The organism is Haemophilus parahaemolyticus, from assembly GCF_002015035.1.
Classification (GTDB): domain Bacteria; phylum Pseudomonadota; class Gammaproteobacteria; order Enterobacterales; family Pasteurellaceae; genus Haemophilus_A; species Haemophilus_A parahaemolyticus.
The window spans coordinates 13,853-31,476 of record NZ_MUXY01000012.1 but is presented as its reverse complement, the minus strand read 5'-3'; the positions used below and the strand labels follow the sequence as shown (position 1 = coordinate 31,476).

Sequence of the window (17,624 nt, the reverse complement as noted above, 5' to 3'; positions counted from 1 at the left end):
ATTTCCTTTCATTGAAATGGATTAACCACCAAACATAATGGCAGTTAAAATAAAATCTAAGCCTAAAATCACTAATGAAGCGTGAACAACGGTTTTAGTTGTTGCTTGGCTAATACCTTCTGAGGTTGGTGTGGAATCGTAGCCATTAAACAACGCAATCCAAACCACGGCTAAAGCAAAAATCACGCTTTTTACAAAGCCATTGACTAGGTCGCTTACGTGAACAGAGTTTTGCATTACTGCCCAGAAGCTACCTGAATCAACACCTTTCCAATCGACACCGACAAGTGAACCGCCCCAAATACCAATTGCGGTAAAAATCACGGCAAGGATTGGCATTGAAATGACCCCTGCCCAAAAACGTGGTGCGATAATTCGACGCAGTGGATCAACCGCCATCATTTCAAGGCTAGAAAGTTGTTCGGTCGCTTTCATTAAGCCAATTTCTGCGGTTAATGCCGATCCTGCTCGCCCAGCGAAAAGTAAGGCGGTGACGACAGGCCCAAGTTCACGTAATAGTGAAAGCGAAACCAATGTGCCTAAACTACTTTCTGCCGCGAAATCGACTAATACCACATAACCTTGTAAGCCTAACACCATCCCGATAAATAAGCCTGAAAGCATAATAATCAGCAAAGATTGCACGCCGACTACGTGCAGTTGCTTGATTAAAAGTGGCGTATGTTTGCGAAATTGTGGCTTACCAATCAATGCACCCCATAGCATAAAAGCAGCGCGCCCGAATGCACGGATAAATTGGATAGTTGAAGCCCCAATTTGAGTAATAAAGTTAATCATTAAACAAATCCTCTACATAATCTTGGGCAGGATAATGAAAATGCACAGGGCCATCAGATTTACCTGCCAAAAATTGCACCACTTGTGGATCTTGGCTTTCCATCAATTGTTCTGGCGTGCCTTGTGCAATTACGGTTTTATTTGCCACAATATAGGCATAATCCGCAATGCTGAGCACTTCAGTTACATCGTGTGAAACCACAATAGAGGTTAAATTTAATGCCTGATTGAGTTTTTTAATCAGCTCCACAATCACGCCCATACTGATTGGGTCTTGCCCTGTAAAGGGTTCGTCATACATAATCAAATCAGGATCTAAGGCAATTGCACGTGCAAGTGCCACACGACGTGCCATACCGCCAGAGAGTTCTGATGGCATTAACTGTGCCGCGCCGCGTAAGCCAACCGATTCTAATTTCATTAATACCAATTTCCGAATTAACTCTTCTGGCAAATTGGTATGCTCACGAATAGGGTAGGCAACATTGTCAAATGTGGATAAATCCGTAAATAACGCTCCCGATTGGAATAGCATTCCTATTCTTTGACGGATTTGATAAAGCGTTTTGTTTGATGAGGTACAAACATTTTGCCCATCAAATAAAATCTCGCCTGATTCTGGTACAAGTTGCCCACCAATTAAGCGTAATAAGGTGGTTTTACCAATACCAGAAGGCCCCATAATTGCTGTCACCTTACCTTTCTGCACCTGCAGATTGAGATTGTCGTAAATCACTCTCTCCCCTCGTTTAAAGGTGAGGTTGTTTACTTCAACCAGGTTTTCAGTGTGTTGCATTGAATTTAATACCTTTCTTAAATACAAAAATGAAGGTGAATTATACTCCACCCAACGAAATAAAGCCAAAATGCTTTTTATTTTTCAAATAGCGGTCAAATTTTAGAAAATTTTACAATGCTTAGAACTCTCTAAAAATTTTTCTGTCCTATCAGACACGAGCAAGGTGTGGGAGTTCATTTCGCCTTGTTTGTGGGATTCACTCTCGTAGTACGGTATTTTTGCCCACCCTACGAATAAATTAGGAAACAAAGCAAATATGAAAACATTAAAAAAATCAATTATCGCAACATCAATTTTAGCTTTAGGTATGGCAACAATGCCAGCAAAAGCAGAAATCAACATTCCATTTATCTCAGCAGTGGCTGGGCAAAGTAATAATCAGGCAACCCCATCTTTAGCTGATATGTTAGACAAAGTCCGCCCAGCGGTGGTCAGCATCTCTGTAGAAGGTAAAGCGAAAGAAGATCAAGGTCGTAGCCGTATGCGTGATTTGCCTGAAGAGTTTCAATTTTTCTTTGGCGATATGTTCAGCGACCGCTTTGGCGGAGATTCTCGCCCTCGCCAATTCCGTGGTTTAGGTTCTGGTGTGATTATTAACGCAGAAAAAGGTTATGTCATTACGAACAATCACGTTATCAAAGATGCGGATAAAATCACGATTCAATTAGATGATGGTCGAGAGTTTAAAGCAAAATTGGTAGGTGCAGATCCGCAGTCTGACGTGGCGTTAGTGCAAATCGAAAATCCGAAAAACTTAACGGCATTAAAATTTGCTGATTCAGATAAATTACGCGTGGGCGATTTTAGCGTGGCAATTGGTAACCCATTTGGTTTAGGTCAAACCGTGACTTCAGGCATTATTTCTGCATTAGGTCGCTCAACTGGCGATGCAGATGAGGGTTACCAAAACTATATTCAAACCGATGCGGCAGTAAACCAAGGTAATTCTGGTGGCCCATTAATCAACTTAAAAGGCGAATTAATCGGAATTAACACTGCTATTATCTCACCAAGTGGTGGCAATGCGGGTATCGCTTTTGCTATTCCATCGAATATGGTGAACAACCTTGTACAACAAATCATCGAATTTGGGGACGTAAAACGTGGGATGCTTGGTATTAAAGGTGGTGAGCTGAATGCAGATTTAGCGAAAGAATTTGGTGTAGATGCTCAACAAGGAGCATTTATTAGCGAAGTATTCCCAGAATCGGCAGCCGCAAAAGCAGGCTTAAAAGCAGGCGATGTGATTACTGAATTAAACGGTCAAAAATTACATAGTTTCAGTGAATTGCGTGCGAAAATCGCAACCTCTGGTGTTGGCAAAGATATTGAATTAACTTACTTACGCGATGGTAAAACCGCAAAAACGAAAGTAACGCTTCAATCTGAAATTGGCAGTACAAGCTCAGTTACAGATTTATTGCCAGAATTGAAGGGGGCAGAATATACTAATCAAGATGAAAAAGGCGTGAAAGGCGTTTCAATTACTAAAGTTGAAAAAGGATCATTAGCCGAAGCACGTGGATTGAAAAAAGGCGATTTAATCATTGGTATAAACCGTCATCGTGTTGAGAATGTAAGTGAGCTACGCAAGGTATTGAGTGAAAAACCATCAGTGGTTTATTTAAATATCGTACGTGATGGTGCAAATTTCTTCTTGATGGTTCAGTAGTTTTTATCGGGGGAGAGAATATCTCCTCCCTAATTGCGAGAGCATTCTATCTAACAAGCGGTAAATTTTCCTTAAGAATTTACCGCTCGTTTTTATTTTCCTAAAACTTTCCAATCACTAGCGCCAAAATCCCTGCGGCAATTAACGGTCCAACAGGAATCCCACCGAAAAATGAAACGCCAATGACTGTGCCAATCATTAACCCCGTAACCAGAACAGGTTGAGTTGTCATTAGATCTACGCCTTTACCAGCAATCCAAGCGACGAGTACGCCTACTGCAATTGAGGCAAACATTTTCCAATGTACAAAATAAGAGAGTTCAGGCAGCTGGATTTTGCCAGAAACGAGTGGGCTTAATACGCCAAGAGTCAGGATAATAATCCCGATTTTTAAACCGTATTGGTCAATCCAAGGAATATATTTTGAAAGGAGCGTTTGCTGCATAATTAACAGCACTGCTGCAGAAATGGTAATTGCATTATTGTGACTTATTACGCCTAAAATCAGTAATACAATAAGCAAGAGGGCAATCATATTTAATTGTAATGACATAATCATTCCAGAAGTGAAAAATAAGAGCATAAATTATAGCAATTTATCCAATTAGTGTGTTTTTTATTTCCAACTAAAACGATAAAATGAAAAAGAATTTACTGATTATTTTTTGAGGAATTTTATGTCGAGTGTTGCCAGTCCAGAGCTGATTAAAACGGTGATTTTGCTTGCCTCAAGCGTCACTATTGTGCCACTTTTTAAACGTCTTGGGCTAGGTAGCGTGTTAGGCTATTTAGTTGCAGGTTGTTTAATTGGCCCATCTGTATTTGGTGTTATCCAAGATCCTACTGCTGTTGTGCATTTAGCTGAACTGGGCGTGGTAATGTTCCTATTCATTATTGGATTGGAAATGCACCCTGAACGTCTTTGGGCAATGCGAAAAGCGATTTTTGGGCGAGGATTCTTGCAAGTGGCACTTTGTGGCTGCTTGCTGACCTTTGCTGGAATTTACTTGCTTAATCTTTCGAAAGAAGTTGCTTTTATTGCGGGGATGGGATTTACCTTATCTTCTACCGCTATTGTTATGCAGACTTTAGAAGATCGTGGTATTACTAGTACGCCAAAAGGGCAACGGGTGATATCCACGCTAATTTTTGAAGATTTAGCGATTGTGCCACTTTTAGCATCTATTGCTTTTTTAGTACCGAATTCAGCCGATGCAAAACATACAACGGATTGGATGTCTATTGGCATTGCACTTGCGGCAGTTGTTGGTTTAATCATTTCAGGCAAATGGTTAATGAATCCCTTGTTTCGCCTCATTTCTAAAGCACGTGTAAGAGAAATGATGACCGCGGCTGCATTACTCGTTGTACTTGGTGCAGCTTTAACAATGGAACTGGGGGGATTATCAATGGCGATGGGGGCATTTGTTGCGGGTGTAATGCTCTCAGAATCGTCATTCCGTCACGAATTAGAAGCGGATATTGAGCCATTTAGAGGTTTATTACTTGGGCTTTTCTTTATGGGCGTGGGAATGTCACTGGATTTAAGCCTTGTATTCAACCACCTCTTTTTATTACTCGGTATTGTTTGCCTCTACATTTTAGGCAAAGGTTTAGCGGTTTATTTTGTCGCACGTTTAACCCGCTTACAACATCGTGAAGCCTTTGGGCGTATGGCACTACTTGCTCATGGAGGGGAATTTGCATTCGTACTCTTTTCTGCGGCAACTTCTGCTAGTGTAATGTCAGCCCATGAAAATGCAACTTTTACCGCTGCAGTCATCCTTTCTATGTTATTTTCACCATTGATTACTCAGCTTGCACGAATAGTCACTCTACGAGCAGAAAACAAACAAAATACGCAGCAGAATAATCACGATCTCGACCCCATTGTGGATTTAGAAGACACCGTACTTGTGCTTGGTTTTGGTCGTTTCAGCCAAATTGTTTGTCAAACTTTATTACTACGGGGAATCAATGTAGCCGTGATTGACCGCAATATCGATAATATCCGTGCTGCGGCGAAATTCGGTTTTAAAGTGTACTATGGTGATGGCATTCGCTTAGATGTGCTTCAAGCAGCAGGCATAGAAAAAGCTAAATGTGTCGTGATTGGGATTAATGATACTGACCGCATTGAAGCAATTGTAAGTCAATTAAAAGAGGCTTACCCAGAATTGCCAATTTTAACCCGAACATACGACCGCCAAACGACGGTAAGTTTGATCAAACAGGATGTAGACTTTATTGTGCGTGAAACGTTTGAATCTGCCTTAACTTTAAGCCGAGCCACCTTAATGAAACTCGGCATTAATCAAGTAGAAGCGGATGAAGTGATTGCCGAAGTGAGATCGCTCGACCAAGATCGCTTAAATGAGGAGGTTCTTCACGGCTTTTCTAGCGAAATTGTGAAAAAATATTGGACACCAAAACCTTTCATCAAACCGCATTGTGATGCTAAAGCTTTGAATGAAGAGGCTGCTGAGATCTTGGAAGAAGAAAAAGAGGAAATTCGCAAAGAAGAGGAAAAATAATACCGCTTGTAATCACAGACGTTTTCTCCAATAGATAAAGAGGCTGATATTTGTAGTAAATATCAGCCTCTTTGTTATTTAAATCCCTTTGGAACAGGGCAGTGTCTTACGACAAATTGCTGCCAAAGTATTGAAAAATCAGTGCCTTTAACGTCTTTAGTTGGGAAAATACTGTTCGGCGAAAGCGGTTTAAAATCGTAAAAGAATTGCGATTTTTCTATTTCCGGCTTGATATGTTCAAATAAACTAAACAGTTTTTCATTATCTTGATGAATTTCTGGCAGCTTACCCAAAACAATTTTTTCTGCTTTCGGTAAAAAATGAGAAATATCAACTTTTTTAAGTTGTTCAGGAAAAATAGGAAGGGATATTTGATGCTTTTCTGTAAACTGTTTCAAATAATGATGCCAAACAGAAAAAGCGAGAGAAATCGTGTGTTCTGACATAATCACTCCATTTGATGAAAATTTAAATGAAGTATAATCATATTTTTAAGCATTGTCAGTAAATACAAATTTGTAAAAATAAAGGTTATTTAAGATATTGATATATCTCAAATAACCCATCTAAAACCAACTTATAAAGTAATGATTGTTTTTAATCCAATTCTTTGATTTTGTTCTATCACATTTTCCAACCGTACTTTTAGACCGTGTAATTCCGCAATTCGCATCACAATTGAAAGCCCCAAGCCACTGCCTTTTTCATTTTGCCCTGCAGGACGGTAGAAACGTTGCCCGAGTTTTTTCAAATCGTCAGGTTCAACACCGCCACCGTTGTCTTCCACAATAATTTGACAAGCGGTTATTTTTACTGAGATGTTTGCACCTTCAGGGCAATATTTAATCGCATTATCGATTAGGTTTCTGATCATTAAGGAAATTAAAAGTGGCTGTCCTTGTTTCGCTTTGGGTTCGGCTTCTTTTTCAAAAGCCAGCGATATGTGGCGTTTTTCCGCCACAAAATAGCGTTCAGCAATTAGCGATTGGATAATGCCTTCCCAATCAAGCGGTTGAAGTTCTTCCAACTCTTGCAAATTATCCAGCTTGGAAAGCGTCAGCAGTTGCTCGATAAGCTGTGATGCACGGTCAATCCCTTGGATTAAATGGGAAAGAGCTTGCTCGCGAAGTTGGGCATTATCGCCTGCCAGCTGTGCCACTTCGGTTTGAATGCGAAGGGCGGCCAAAGGGGTACGCAATTCGTGGGCGGCATCAGACGTAAAACGGCGCTCGCGTTGCAACATTGCCGAAGTGCGGTCAAAAAATTGGTTTAAATTTTGTACCAGCGGCAGAATTTCCAGAGGCAAAGATTGTGTATTGAGCAGTGAGACATCGCCCGATTTTCTGCTTTGCACTTCTTGGCTTAAGCGTTTAATTGGCTGCAATTCTTTGTGAATGAGCCACGCAAGCACAATAATTAAAACCGGCAGGCTGGCAAACCAGATCCACATCTGCCCGAAAATCATTTCGTTAATCAGCTCTTCGCGATATTCCAGCTCTTGCCCAACGGCGATAATCAGATCGCCATTTGCCACAGGTTGCCAGAAAATCCGCCATTCATCGTCATCATTAAGCATATAGCCTTTGGCGAAGCCGATTTCGTTATCGAACACAAAATTATCGCCATTGCGTCCATCGGTCAGAAGCCGCTTGCCTTGTTTGGAAAAAATCGCAAAGGCAAGAGCATCATCATCATAATTTTTCTTAAATGAATGGGTTTGGATTTTGTTTATATCTTCAGCGTGTTCAAGCAGGATATGGCTTAAATCAGAGTTGGCGAGTCGCTCAGCAAACAGAATTTGCTGGGCATCGAACACGTCATTCACTTCATTTCGCACTTGCCACCACGCAACAGTCGTGGAAATAAGCCAAACGAAAAGTGCAGTAAGAGAAAGGACAGAAATGAGGCGGAGCGTTAGGCGTTTATTTTCCATTTTCGACCACTTGTGGCTGTACCGATGCTTGCCCTAAGGCGTATCCCACGCCGTGTACGGTGCGGATAAACTGCTTACCAAGCTTTTGGCGGAGATTGTAAATATGCACATCTAAAGCACTGCTGCTGATTTCTTCATCCCAAGACGAGAGTTTTTCTTCAATCGCAGAACGGGAAAGTACGCGATCTTTATTGAGCATAAAAAGCTCCAGTAATTTATATTCGCGCGTGGTAAGAGGAATCGCTTGCTCGTTAAGCGAAACGGTGCGTTGATTGGGATCGAGTTTGACACCTGCGTGTTCAATCACTGGGTTGTGATGCCCATAACGGCGACGAATTAACGCCTGCAAACGAGCCGCCACTTCCGCCAACGCAAAAGGTTTGCAGAGATAATCATCCGCCCCGTGTTGCAAGCCTTTTACGCGTTCATCCAAAGTGTCGCGAGCGGTTAAAATCAGCACGGGTACATCTTGATTGTTTGCTCGCCATTGTTGAAGCACGTCTAAGCCATCTAATTTGGGCAAGGTAAGATCGAGCACCACAGCATCGTAAGGCGCGGAAGTCAGTGCATCTAGCCCAGTTTTGCCATCAGTAAACCAATCCACCGCAAAGCCAAGTTGGGTTAAACCAATCTGTAAACCATTGCCGATCAGGCTATCGTCCTCAATTAGTAAAATTCTCATAGAAATTGACCGCTCTTTTACAGTTAAAAAAACAAAAACAGCGAGCTGAGCTCGCTATTTTTTTTGAGTAAATTATCTTGCTTTTTCAACACGATAAACTTCAAGTTCGGCTTTCTCGAAAGCTTCATTGTCTAATTTACCACTAATACGGATTTTATCGTTCGGGCCTACATTTAAGCCATTCCAAGCACGGCGTTTAATTTCCACTTTAATTTGTGCTGTGCCGTCAGTAAATAAGAACTCATCGTCATCGATTTGTTGTGTAATGTTACCCTCTAAGGTAATCATTGAGTTATCTGCTGCTTTTAATGCTTGTTTTACGCTAATTGCTGATTGAGTGCCTGATTGGAAGCCACCATTTTGTGTCGTATTACCGTTAAAGCCAGCAAACGCTGAAGTGGTAGATAAAGCTAAAATAGTTGCTAAAGCTAATTTTTTCATAATGTTTTCCTTTGTTTAGCCACCTATAAACGGTGGTATGTTTAGTTTAGTGATTAAGAATATAAGTGGTTATATAAAATTAGTTTGCTTTTTCGATACGTAACACTTGAAGTTCTGCTTTTTCAAACATTTCATTATCTAATTTACCGAAAATACGCACTTTATCATTTTGGCCTACATTTAGACCGTTCCATACGTGGCGTTCAATTTCTACTTTAATCTGACCCGTGCTGTCACTGAACCAGAACTCATCATCATCGATTTGTTGTGTAATGTTACCTTCTAAAGTAATCATTGAATTATCTGCTGCTTTTAATGCTTGTTTTACGCTAATGGCTGATTGAGTACCTGATTGGAAGCTACCATTTGGTGTCGTGTTGCCGTTAAAGCCAGCAAAAGCTGAAGTGGTAGATAAAGCTAAAATAGCTGCTAATGCAAATTTTTTCATAATGTTTTCCTTTTTAAGTTGTTTTCTCAAGCAGTATCGCTTTGATGTGTGTATTAAACCAAAGAAATCTTAAGAAAAAGTTAAGAAGCGGTTAATTTTTTAAAATTTTTGCAAACAAAAAGCGAGCAATGCTCGCCTTTTTATTGTTTCTTCTTAAAGAAGTGCAGCGACTTCATCGCTAATTTCGCCATTGTGATAAACGTTTTGTACATCATCACAATCTTCTAGCATCTCAATTAAACGGAGTAATTTGGGTGCTGTTTCTGCATCTAAATCGACAGAGGTTGATGGAATCATTGTTACTTCTGCTTCTTGAATTTTGAAGCCTGCTTTTTCAATGCCATCACGTACGTTACCTAAATCTTCCCACGAAGTGTAGATCTCAAATGAGCCATCATCTTGTGGTTGAATATCATCTGCTCCCGCTTCGATTGCCGCTTCAGTTAATGCATCTTCATCTGCTTCCGCAATTAAAATTAAACCTTTTTTGCTGAATAAGTAGCCAACAGAACCTTCAGTACCTAAGTTACCGCCACATTTTGTGAAACTTGGGCGAACTTGTGAAATGGTACGGTTTGCATTATCGCTTAAACATTCTACCATCACCGCTGTACCGCCTGGGCCATAACCTTCATAGATTTTGGTTTCCATATTGGTATCATCCCCACCACCTACACCACGCTCAATCGCACGGTTGATGGTATCTCGCGTCATATTGTTTGATAACGCTTTATCCACTGCTGAACGTAAGCGCGGGTTTGCACTTACATCACCACCACCGATTTTTGCTGCAGTAACTAATTCACGGATTAATTTGGTAAAGATTTTACCGCGTTGTGCATCTTGTGCTGCTTTGCGGTGTTTAATGTTAGCCCACTTACTATGACCTGCCATGTATTTTCCTTCTTGAATAAAATTATGATATGAATAAATGTGCCTTCTTTATTCTTAAAGAAGAGGATAAATAAATTTCTTAATCGCCTCCGCGTTATTCGGGGAAGCGGTTAAATTCAGAGCTTCTTTTGCATCTAACCATTGAAATGCTAAATGTTCGCTTAATTGCGGTTCTACTTCATCTGGTAATGCCAATAAAAACCAATGTTCAGTATTATGTGTAGTATCTGGTGCATATTTGTAACGAAATTGTGGGAAAATCTCAAATTTCACCGAATATTGGCAATCCACTAAGATCAAATTTTGTGCCTTAATATCAATCCCTGTTTCTTCCTTCACTTCCCGCATCGCTGTTCGTAAAGGTTGTTCGCCCTCTTCAATAGTGCCTGTTACTGACTGCCAAAAATTCAGATCATCTTGGCGTTGTAACATTAACACTCTGCCTGTATTTTGAGCATAAATCACAACCAGAACAGAATAAGGATTTTTATATTTCATAAGCAAGAATACGTCTTTTTGTGCAAAAGAGTGGCGATTTTAACAAAAAAATTGGGGTTTGATAATAATTACATACAAAAATGGTGCAACAAGTTGCACCATCTATAACATATAGCTTAAAGTAGCATAAATTATGCGTAAACTAAAGTCCTAGGATTCCAAACACTCTTTCGCCACACGAATAGCTTCTGCCACACGTTCAGGATTTACCCCGCCTTTCGCACAACGTTTTTCTAAGCAAGATTCAAGCGATAGAATTGGGTAAACATCTTCATCAATCACTGAATGGAATTGTTTAAATTCTGCCACAGATAACGCTTCTAACGGTTCGCGTTTACTGATGGCATAAACCACCGCTTCGCCCACGATATGATGTGCTTCACGGAATGGAATGCCTTTAGCGACTAAGTAATCAGCCAATTCAGTTGCATTTGAGTAGCCTTGTTGAGCTGCCTCACGCGTACGTTCTATATTCACATTAATATCTTCAAGCACAAGTGCGGCGATTTCTAAACACGCCTGCCAAGTTTCCATCGCATCGAAGATACCTTCTTTGTCTTCTTGCATATCTTTATTATATGCAAGCGGTAAGCCTTTGAGTGTCGTAAGCAAGCCCGTTAATGAACCGAATACACGCCCTGATTTACCACGAATTAATTCACACGCATCGGGGTTTTTCTTTTGCGGCATCAATGAAGAGCCTGAAGTGACACGATCAGAAAGTTCCAAGAATGCTGATTCACCACTGTTGAAGAAGATTAAATCTTCTGCAAAACGAGAAAGGTGCACCATACTGATTGAAGCACTTGAAAGCAATTCTAAAACGTGGTCGCGGTCTGAAACGGAGTCTAAACTGTTGCGTGTACCAATACTAAAACCAAGATCTTTTGCCAATGCATCACGATCCACTGCATAAGCTGTGCCCGCTAATGCACCCGAACCAAGCGGGCAAGTGTGCATACGTTTGTAAGCATCGGTTAAACGGCTGTAATCACGTTCTAACATCTCAAAATACGCCATACACCAGTGAGCAAAAGTGATTGGCTGAGCACGTTGAAGGTGAGTATAGCCAGGCATCACTGCATGTTGGCTAGCTTCTGCAGTTAGCACTAATTTTTCTTGAAGATTACGGATACGTTCTTGCATTACAATCACTTGTGCTTTACACCACATCTTCATATCAACCGCGACTTGGTCGTTACGGCTACGCCCAGTGTGTAATTTTTTACCTAAATCGCCTACTTTTTCAATCAGTTTAGATTCCACCCAGCTGTGAATATCTTCGGCATCATCTTTTAAAATGATCTCAATTTTTGGCTCAATTTCTGCACGTAATTCTTTCAGTGCTGCTACTAATTGTTGATGCTCTTCTTCGGTTAATACGCCTACTGAAGTAATTGCTTTCGCCCAACCGATTGAACCATCAATATCTTGCAGAGCTAAACGGTAGTCAAAACGTAATGAATCATTGAAAAATTTAAATTTTTGGTCTGCTTCCTGTGTAAAACGTCCACCCCAAAGTGCCATATTCTATTCCTTAAATCTAAAATGAAATTGTATTTATCAAAAACTGGCTCTATTGTGCATAAATATGCATTATTATTCAATAATTATTTGATAAAAACCCGATAAAAAGAAAATCTACATCCTCTCAAGCGGTCAAATTCACTTAAAAGAATGCAGATTTTTATCATATTACTTCATCAGAAAAATTACTTCAAAAACGGATTATGTATTTTTTCACGCCCAATAGTGGTGTGCGATCCATGCCCCGCAATGATAATGAAATCATCATCTAAATCAAACATTTTGGTGCGGATGGTTTCGAGCAGTTGGTCAAGGTTGCCCATATAGAGATCGGTTCTCCCAATGCTATCTTTGAACAATACATCACCAGAAAAAGCAATTTTATTCTCAAAATCAAAGAAACCAATGTGCCCAGGTGCGTGCCCTGGTAGGTGGCGAATATCAAAATTTAAACTTCCAACACTGATTTTATCACCCTCGTTTAGCCAATGATCAGGCAAAAAATCGTTAACTGGCGGAATACCAAACATTTCACACATTTGAGGGAGTTCTTCAAAGAGCGGTTGATCAGCTTTGTGCGAGCCATATACTTCTACGCCAAAATGATCGCGCACTTTTTCAACGGCCATAATGTGATCGAGATGACCATGGGTGATCAGTAATTTTTCTATTTTTAAGTTTTGTGATTCAACGAATTGAATGATTTTTTCCGCATTATCGCCCGCATCAATAATAGCTGCATTTTTATTGTCATCCCAAATAATTGAGCAATTTTGTTGAAATGGACTAACAGGGATAATTTGTAAATTAAACATAAAATTTTACCGCTTGAATGAAATTTAAACTCCACGCCATGTACGTACAGGACCTGTATCAACGTGCACAAAATTACTACGTGGATAATAACCTACTCCGCCATTGCTTAAGCTCTCTGCTGCTTGCTTCACTTTAATTAGCGGTACACCAGAGAGTTGAATATCGACCGCCTGTCCGCGAATATGGAAACTGTTGCTTGCCACGCCGTGATGCTCACGTTTTAATTTGGCATTGGTTTTTGCAGAACGATAGCCACTAATTACCACAACTTCTGCATTGCGTAAGCCAAGGCGTTGTTGGAGTTGGTTAAGTTTAACGAATAGATTAGGATCAATGCGTTTTACTTCACCTGTGCGGCGATCTCGCATTAAGTAATTGAGTTGTTTTAAATCTTTAGAGGTTAAATTGTTGCCATTAAATTTGACGGAGTGTGTATCGCCTGTATTGATATTACGAAAACGCAACGCAAGAGGCTTTATCGTAGAAAGGCTGGCTAGCACTTGTTGTGGCAGTAGGCTTGCGCCTAATACAATGCCACCTAACGAGAGCCATTTGCGGCGTTGGAGATTAATTGGATTCATGAATCACCTCATTCATTGAGTTGAATAAAATTAAATTGCCTGAAATCAAAAAGATAACTTAATTTTATTAAACATTGTAGTAATGATATTTTTGTATATAGGAACGGGATTTATCCCGACCCTTTATGCATCTTGACATTGTTATGCACGGGGAAAACCGCCCCTATGGGCAAGAACGATGATATTTATATAAACAATGATTTTGTATAACTGCTATAGAATACTGCAAATTATTAAATATGAGATTATTATAAAAACAAAAGTTCCGAGAAGCGGTTAATTCTTCTCGGAATTTTTCATTTTTGTGAATTAGATCACATTTTTCACTATTTGCCAGTTAAGATTCGGCTTCAGTTGGTTTTGATCGAGCTTGTAAATATCTGGCAAGGTAAACACTTTCCCTCCTTCTACCCACGCGGTGACGTAGTAGAGATACACGGGGTTTTCAGAGTTAATTCTTGCAGATGTTGTTTTATTACTGTCTAGCACTTTTTGTTGTTTATCGGCAGACCAACCCGCTTCACGTAATAATACGGTCGCTAATTCATCCGCTTTTGCCACACGCACGCAGCCTGAACTTAACGCACGATCCGTTTTACCGAATAAACCTCGGTTTGGTGTATCGTGTAGATAAATCGCATCTGAACTTGGCATATTGAATTTATAACGGCCTAATGCACTGTCATCTCCAGCTTTTTGACGAATACGATATGGAATATTTTTTGTGTTGAGGTATTTCGACCAGTTCACGCTATACGGATTTACCTTGTTACCACTACCATCTAAGATTTCGTAGTTGCGTGCATCGGCAATACCTGGATTTTTTGCCAAAGCTGGAATGATATCTTTGCTTAAAATCGTTGGGGGAACATTCCAAGGTGGGTTGACTACCACATTACTTAATTTGCTATACATTACAGGTGTACGGCGATCTTCTCGACCTACAATTACTTTTGATTGCAATACTGGCTTGCCATCAATGAAATAGTAGAGTTGATAGCTTGGAATATTCACGAAAATGCCGTTATTAAAACTTGGAATAATACGTAAACGTTGAGCATTCAGTGCCAATTTATAGAAAGTCGTTGCGTCTGAAACGGGCGTTTTTTCTCCACTTTTGGCAGATTTGCCTTTTGATACTTTTTTCTCACCGCTTGCAGTAACCCCATTTGGTGACATTGCTAATAAACGCTCAGTTGTTTCTTGATATAAATGGTTACGAGGCACTAGATTATTCATAAATTGCATTGCATTGCCATTTTTCACGGCGTTCACCCAACTTGAAATATTTTCCACACTGGGTGTTGAAGTTCGGTATGAACCTAAGTTGTAGAGCCAGTTATTTGCATTACGTGAGACATTTTTGTTGTAGTAGAGATAATCTAAAAAAGCATCGGTAAGTAAAATATCACGGGCTAAAAATCCGTCTGGTTGGGCTAAAATTTGCTGTAATATACCTGCTGCTTTATTTGAGACGCTACTTACAGCAAAGAGGGCATATTCTTTTAAAAAAGTGCGAGTAGCTGTCGCATCCGACCACATTGGTGCGAAATCGTTATCTAAATAAACCTTAGCTGTTGCTGAGCTTAATAATAAGGTATTATTGCCTATTTCTTGCTTCACTCTCGTTTCCGCTTCGGCAAGTTTACGTTCTTGCTCTTGGCGAATTTTTTCCTGTTCTAATGTATAGTTTACATCTTTTGCCAAAGTGGCTGCTCGTGCTTGCTGAGTTTCAAAACTCAATTGTGGTAAAATTTTCTCTTGTTGTATTTGTAGGTTCTGTTGAGCCGTTTGTTGAATCGGTAAAGTTGCCTGCTCTGCCATTGCTGAAAGGCTTATTGCTAATGGAAATAATTTAAATTTTTTCATTATGAAATCTCTAACCTAAAAATTAAGCCGCTTATTGGCTTTACCCAAGCGGCTTAGTAAGATTTACGTATTATAAAGAAGTTATGTTTTTTTATCAATTTCTAACCAATCGACCATCATTTGTTCAGTTTCTTTTAAATAGAAATCGGGGGCTTCGTAATCTTTTGGTAATGCATCAATATCTTTGATCGGTTTTTTACCTTCACGTTTAAAGCGTTCGTTCAGGTTTTTTAAACGACGATCTTCATCTGCTTTATTCTCTTTTTTGCGTTCAGCTAAATTCAACGACATAAATTTACGTTCATCACGATCTTTACGAATCGCAATATCTTCATTTACCACGATAAATTCTGGATTTTTTGCTACACGTTCTTCGTGTTTTTGAGTTAAAGTTTCCACAGCATCTCGAGCGTGTCCAGCTTCTTGATAACTTGCGGCAGGAATTTTATCCCAAGGCAAGGCATTATCTTCAAAGCTTTCGCCTGTTTTTGCTGCATTGATGATCTCAGGGAATTTAATATCCGCATTCACTCCTTTTAGCTGTGTACTGCCACCATTAATGCGGTAGAATTTTTGAATGGTATATTGAATATAGCCTAGTGGATCTTTATCTAAATCATATACAAAATTCAATGAACGGCTTTGTTGTACTGTGCCTTTACCGAAGGTTTGCTGCCCTACGATGATGGCACGGTTGTAATCTTGCATCGCTGCCGCAAAAATTTCTGAAGCTGAAGCACTATGGCGGTTGACCATCACCATCAACTTGCCATCATAGATCGATTTATCCGCCTCAGGATCTTCGTGTACTTTAATGCGGTTGAAAGCATCACGCACCTGCACAACAGGTCCTTCTTTAATAAATAAACCAGATAATTCAATTACTTCCGTTAAAGAACCACCGCCATTTTCGCGTAAATCAATGATGAGAGCGTCTGCTTTTTTCTCTTTCATTTGTGCCAATAATTTACGCACATCGCTGGTTAAGCCAATATAGAAAGAAGGAATTTTAATCACAGCAATATTTTTACCATCAACTTTATCCACGCTTAGTTTCGCTGCGCTGTCTTCAATACGCACTTTATCGCGAGTTAAAGAGATAATTTTAGTTTTACCTCCTTTCTCAGGCTCAATTTCTAAGCGAACAATTGAGCCTTTTTTGCCTTTAATCTTATCAACTACATCATCTAATCGCCAGCCGATAACATCTTCAATCTCTCCTTTCTCGCCTTGACCCACACCCACGATTTTATCGCCTACTGAGATTTTTTTACTACGAGCAGCAGGTGCACCTGGGACAAGTGAACGGATAGAGGTGATGTCATCTTCCATTGAAAGCGTTGCTCCAATGCCCTCAAGTGAAAGATTCATACTCTCTTGGAATGCTTTAGCCGCACGAGGCGATAAATAGCTAGTATGCGGATCGATTTCACGCGCAAATGCATTCAAATAAGTTTGTAAAATATCATCAGCCTTAATTTGAGTGAGACGTTTGATCGCTAAATCATAGCGTTTCACCAAAGTTTTCTTGATTTCAGGCCATTTTTTCTCTTTGAGATAGAGATTGATAATGTCATTTTTGACACGTTCTTCCCAAAGTTTATCTGCTTCTGCCGTTGTTTTCGGGAATGGTGCTTTATCACGCTCAACTTCAATTTGATCGTTAGCTTTTAAATCAGGTTCTTTATCCAATAAAGAGAGAGCATATTTATAGCGTTCATAACGACGTTTAGTCATTAAATCATACATATCAAAAGCAGCACTCAATTCGCCTGCATAGAGCTGATCATCTAACTTCGTTCCATATTTTGCACGCATTTCTTCAACATCTGATTGCAAGAAAGTATTGTGTGCAGGATCTAAAAAGTCGATATAGCGATTAAAAATCTTGCTGGCAAATTCATCGTCTAATTTGAATTTTTCGTAATGAGATTGGGTTAAACGAGCGGTAACACGTTTGGTAGAAATGCTATGCTGATCGTTAGGTTTTGGAATCACTAACGCATTTTCTTTGATTTGAGGTTCAACCGCAAAGCTACTATTCACAAAAAGTCCCATTGTGAATAACGCCATCAAACGGCTTGCTTTATTGAGTTTCATGCTTGTCCTGATATGCTATAAAAATGCTATTT

General features: G+C 39.8%; 17 protein-coding genes. 2 read left to right on the top strand and 15 right to left on the bottom strand.

Annotation, left to right across the window (positions count from 1 at the left end):
* Nucleotides 1-21 precede the first annotated feature (21 nt).
* Nucleotides 22-798: a lipid asymmetry maintenance ABC transporter permease subunit MlaE gene (gene mlaE, locus B0185_RS07910; RefSeq protein ID WP_005707442.1), complete on the bottom strand. Its 777-nt coding sequence runs from the start codon at nucleotides 796-798 to the stop codon at nucleotides 22-24.
* Nucleotides 791-1,594, bottom strand: a complete 804-nt coding sequence (gene mlaF, locus B0185_RS07905; protein ID WP_005707480.1) for a phospholipid ABC transporter ATP-binding protein MlaF — start codon at nucleotides 1,592-1,594, stop codon at nucleotides 791-793. The genes mlaE and mlaF overlap by 8 nt, the downstream gene beginning before the upstream one ends.
* 259 nt (nucleotides 1,595-1,853) lie before the next feature.
* Here mlaF and B0185_RS07900 point away from each other — a divergent pair, with 259 nt between their 5' ends.
* Nucleotides 1,854-3,269: a DegQ family serine endoprotease gene (locus B0185_RS07900; protein WP_005707449.1), complete on the top strand. Its 1,416-nt coding sequence runs from the start codon at nucleotides 1,854-1,856 to the stop codon at nucleotides 3,267-3,269.
* 100 nt (nucleotides 3,270-3,369) lie between these two features.
* Here the strand turns inward: B0185_RS07900 and B0185_RS07895 are convergent, their stop codons facing one another.
* Complete coding sequence (locus B0185_RS07895) at nucleotides 3,370-3,822, bottom strand: DUF441 domain-containing protein (RefSeq protein WP_005707472.1); 453 nt, start codon at nucleotides 3,820-3,822, stop codon at nucleotides 3,370-3,372.
* 124 nt (nucleotides 3,823-3,946) lie between these two features.
* Between B0185_RS07895 and B0185_RS07890 the strand changes: the two genes are divergently transcribed.
* Nucleotides 3,947-5,803, top strand: coding sequence for a monovalent cation:proton antiporter-2 (CPA2) family protein (locus B0185_RS07890; RefSeq protein ID WP_005707481.1), 1,857 nt, complete (start codon nucleotides 3,947-3,949; stop codon nucleotides 5,801-5,803).
* Between the two features lie 74 nt (nucleotides 5,804-5,877).
* Here B0185_RS07890 and B0185_RS07885 read toward each other — a convergent pair whose 3' ends face one another.
* The 12 genes from B0185_RS07885 to prc all read right to left on the bottom strand — a co-directional run bounded on the left by B0185_RS07885 (nucleotide 5,878) and on the right by prc (nucleotide 17,592).
* Entirely contained in the window at nucleotides 5,878-6,249 is a 372-nt protein-coding gene (locus tag B0185_RS07885) for a hypothetical protein (RefSeq protein WP_005707450.1), read from the bottom strand.
* A gap of 131 nt (nucleotides 6,250-6,380) precedes the next feature.
* A complete protein-coding gene (gene qseC, locus B0185_RS07880; protein WP_005707455.1) occupies nucleotides 6,381-7,736 on the bottom strand; it encodes a quorum sensing histidine kinase QseC in 1,356 nt (451 codons plus the stop codon).
* The gene (locus tag B0185_RS07875) at nucleotides 7,726-8,418 is read right to left on the bottom strand and encodes a response regulator (protein WP_005707466.1); all 693 of its coding nucleotides are present in this window, start codon (nucleotides 8,416-8,418) and stop codon (nucleotides 7,726-7,728) included. The genes qseC and B0185_RS07875 overlap by 11 nt, the downstream gene beginning before the upstream one ends.
* Nucleotides 8,419-8,490: 72 nt before the next feature.
* Nucleotides 8,491-8,859, bottom strand: coding sequence for a YgiW/YdeI family stress tolerance OB fold protein (locus B0185_RS07870; protein ID WP_005707474.1), 369 nt, complete (start codon nucleotides 8,857-8,859; stop codon nucleotides 8,491-8,493).
* Between the two features lie 79 nt (nucleotides 8,860-8,938).
* The gene (locus B0185_RS07865; protein WP_005707478.1) at nucleotides 8,939-9,307 is read right to left on the bottom strand and encodes a YgiW/YdeI family stress tolerance OB fold protein; all 369 of its coding nucleotides are present in this window, start codon (nucleotides 9,305-9,307) and stop codon (nucleotides 8,939-8,941) included.
* A 153-nt stretch (nucleotides 9,308-9,460) separates the two neighbouring features.
* Complete coding sequence (locus tag B0185_RS07860) at nucleotides 9,461-10,201, bottom strand: YebC/PmpR family DNA-binding transcriptional regulator (RefSeq protein ID WP_005707463.1); 741 nt, start codon at nucleotides 10,199-10,201, stop codon at nucleotides 9,461-9,463.
* A gap of 54 nt (nucleotides 10,202-10,255) precedes the next feature.
* Complete coding sequence (gene nudB / locus B0185_RS07855; protein WP_005707436.1) at nucleotides 10,256-10,699, bottom strand: dihydroneopterin triphosphate diphosphatase; 444 nt, start codon at nucleotides 10,697-10,699, stop codon at nucleotides 10,256-10,258.
* A 150-nt stretch (nucleotides 10,700-10,849) separates the two neighbouring features.
* Entirely contained in the window at nucleotides 10,850-12,226 is a 1,377-nt protein-coding gene (gene argH, locus B0185_RS07850) for an argininosuccinate lyase (RefSeq protein ID WP_005707470.1), read from the bottom strand.
* Between the two features lie 185 nt (nucleotides 12,227-12,411).
* Nucleotides 12,412-13,041: an MBL fold metallo-hydrolase gene (locus tag B0185_RS07845; RefSeq protein WP_005707460.1), complete on the bottom strand. Its 630-nt coding sequence runs from the start codon at nucleotides 13,039-13,041 to the stop codon at nucleotides 12,412-12,414.
* 24 nt (nucleotides 13,042-13,065) lie between these two features.
* Nucleotides 13,066-13,623, bottom strand: coding sequence for a peptidoglycan L,D-endopeptidase MepK (mepK, locus tag B0185_RS07840; RefSeq protein WP_005707467.1), 558 nt, complete (start codon nucleotides 13,621-13,623; stop codon nucleotides 13,066-13,068).
* Nucleotides 13,624-13,932: 309 nt separating this feature from the next.
* Nucleotides 13,933-15,492 (bottom strand): L,D-transpeptidase family protein, encoded by a 1,560-nt coding sequence (locus B0185_RS07835; RefSeq protein ID WP_005707482.1) that lies wholly within the window; start codon nucleotides 15,490-15,492, stop codon nucleotides 13,933-13,935.
* 81 nt (nucleotides 15,493-15,573) lie between these two features.
* On the bottom strand, nucleotides 15,574-17,592 hold the full coding sequence (gene prc / locus B0185_RS07830) for a carboxy terminal-processing peptidase (protein WP_005707443.1): 2,019 nt from the start codon (nucleotides 17,590-17,592) through the stop codon (nucleotides 15,574-15,576).
* Nucleotides 17,593-17,624 lie beyond the last annotated feature (32 nt).

Excerpts from the sequence above, each read along its gene's own strand:
- B0185_RS07875 (WP_005707466.1), bottom strand. The coding sequence starts at position 8,418 with ATGAGAATTTTACTAATTGAGGACGATAGCCTGATCGGCAATGGTTTA.
- B0185_RS07890 (WP_005707481.1), top strand. The coding sequence starts at position 3,947 with ATGTCGAGTGTTGCCAGTCCAGAGCTGATTAAAACGGTGATTTTGCTT.
- B0185_RS07870 (WP_005707474.1), bottom strand. The coding sequence starts at position 8,859 with ATGAAAAAATTAGCTTTAGCAACTATTTTAGCTTTATCTACCACTTCA.
- prc (WP_005707443.1), bottom strand. The coding sequence starts at position 17,592 with ATGAAACTCAATAAAGCAAGCCGTTTGATGGCGTTATTCACAATGGGA.
- B0185_RS07900 (WP_005707449.1), top strand. The coding sequence starts at position 1,854 with ATGAAAACATTAAAAAAATCAATTATCGCAACATCAATTTTAGCTTTA.
- B0185_RS07860 (WP_005707463.1), bottom strand. The coding sequence starts at position 10,201 with ATGGCAGGTCATAGTAAGTGGGCTAACATTAAACACCGCAAAGCAGCA.
- B0185_RS07835 (WP_005707482.1), bottom strand. The coding sequence starts at position 15,492 with ATGAAAAAATTTAAATTATTTCCATTAGCAATAAGCCTTTCAGCAATG.
- mepK (WP_005707467.1), bottom strand. The coding sequence starts at position 13,623 with ATGAATCCAATTAATCTCCAACGCCGCAAATGGCTCTCGTTAGGTGGC.
- B0185_RS07885 (WP_005707450.1), bottom strand. The coding sequence starts at position 6,249 with ATGTCAGAACACACGATTTCTCTCGCTTTTTCTGTTTGGCATCATTAT.
- B0185_RS07845 (WP_005707460.1), bottom strand. The coding sequence starts at position 13,041 with ATGTTTAATTTACAAATTATCCCTGTTAGTCCATTTCAACAAAATTGC.
- nudB (WP_005707436.1), bottom strand. The coding sequence starts at position 10,699 with ATGAAATATAAAAATCCTTATTCTGTTCTGGTTGTGATTTATGCTCAA.
- B0185_RS07895 (WP_005707472.1), bottom strand. The coding sequence starts at position 3,822 with ATGTCATTACAATTAAATATGATTGCCCTCTTGCTTATTGTATTACTG.
- B0185_RS07865 (WP_005707478.1), bottom strand. The coding sequence starts at position 9,307 with ATGAAAAAATTTGCATTAGCAGCTATTTTAGCTTTATCTACCACTTCA.
- qseC (WP_005707455.1), bottom strand. The coding sequence starts at position 7,736 with ATGGAAAATAAACGCCTAACGCTCCGCCTCATTTCTGTCCTTTCTCTT.
- mlaE (WP_005707442.1), bottom strand. The coding sequence starts at position 798 with ATGATTAACTTTATTACTCAAATTGGGGCTTCAACTATCCAATTTATC.
- mlaF (WP_005707480.1), bottom strand. The coding sequence starts at position 1,594 with ATGCAACACACTGAAAACCTGGTTGAAGTAAACAACCTCACCTTTAAA.
- argH (WP_005707470.1), bottom strand. The coding sequence starts at position 12,226 with ATGGCACTTTGGGGTGGACGTTTTACACAGGAAGCAGACCAAAAATTT.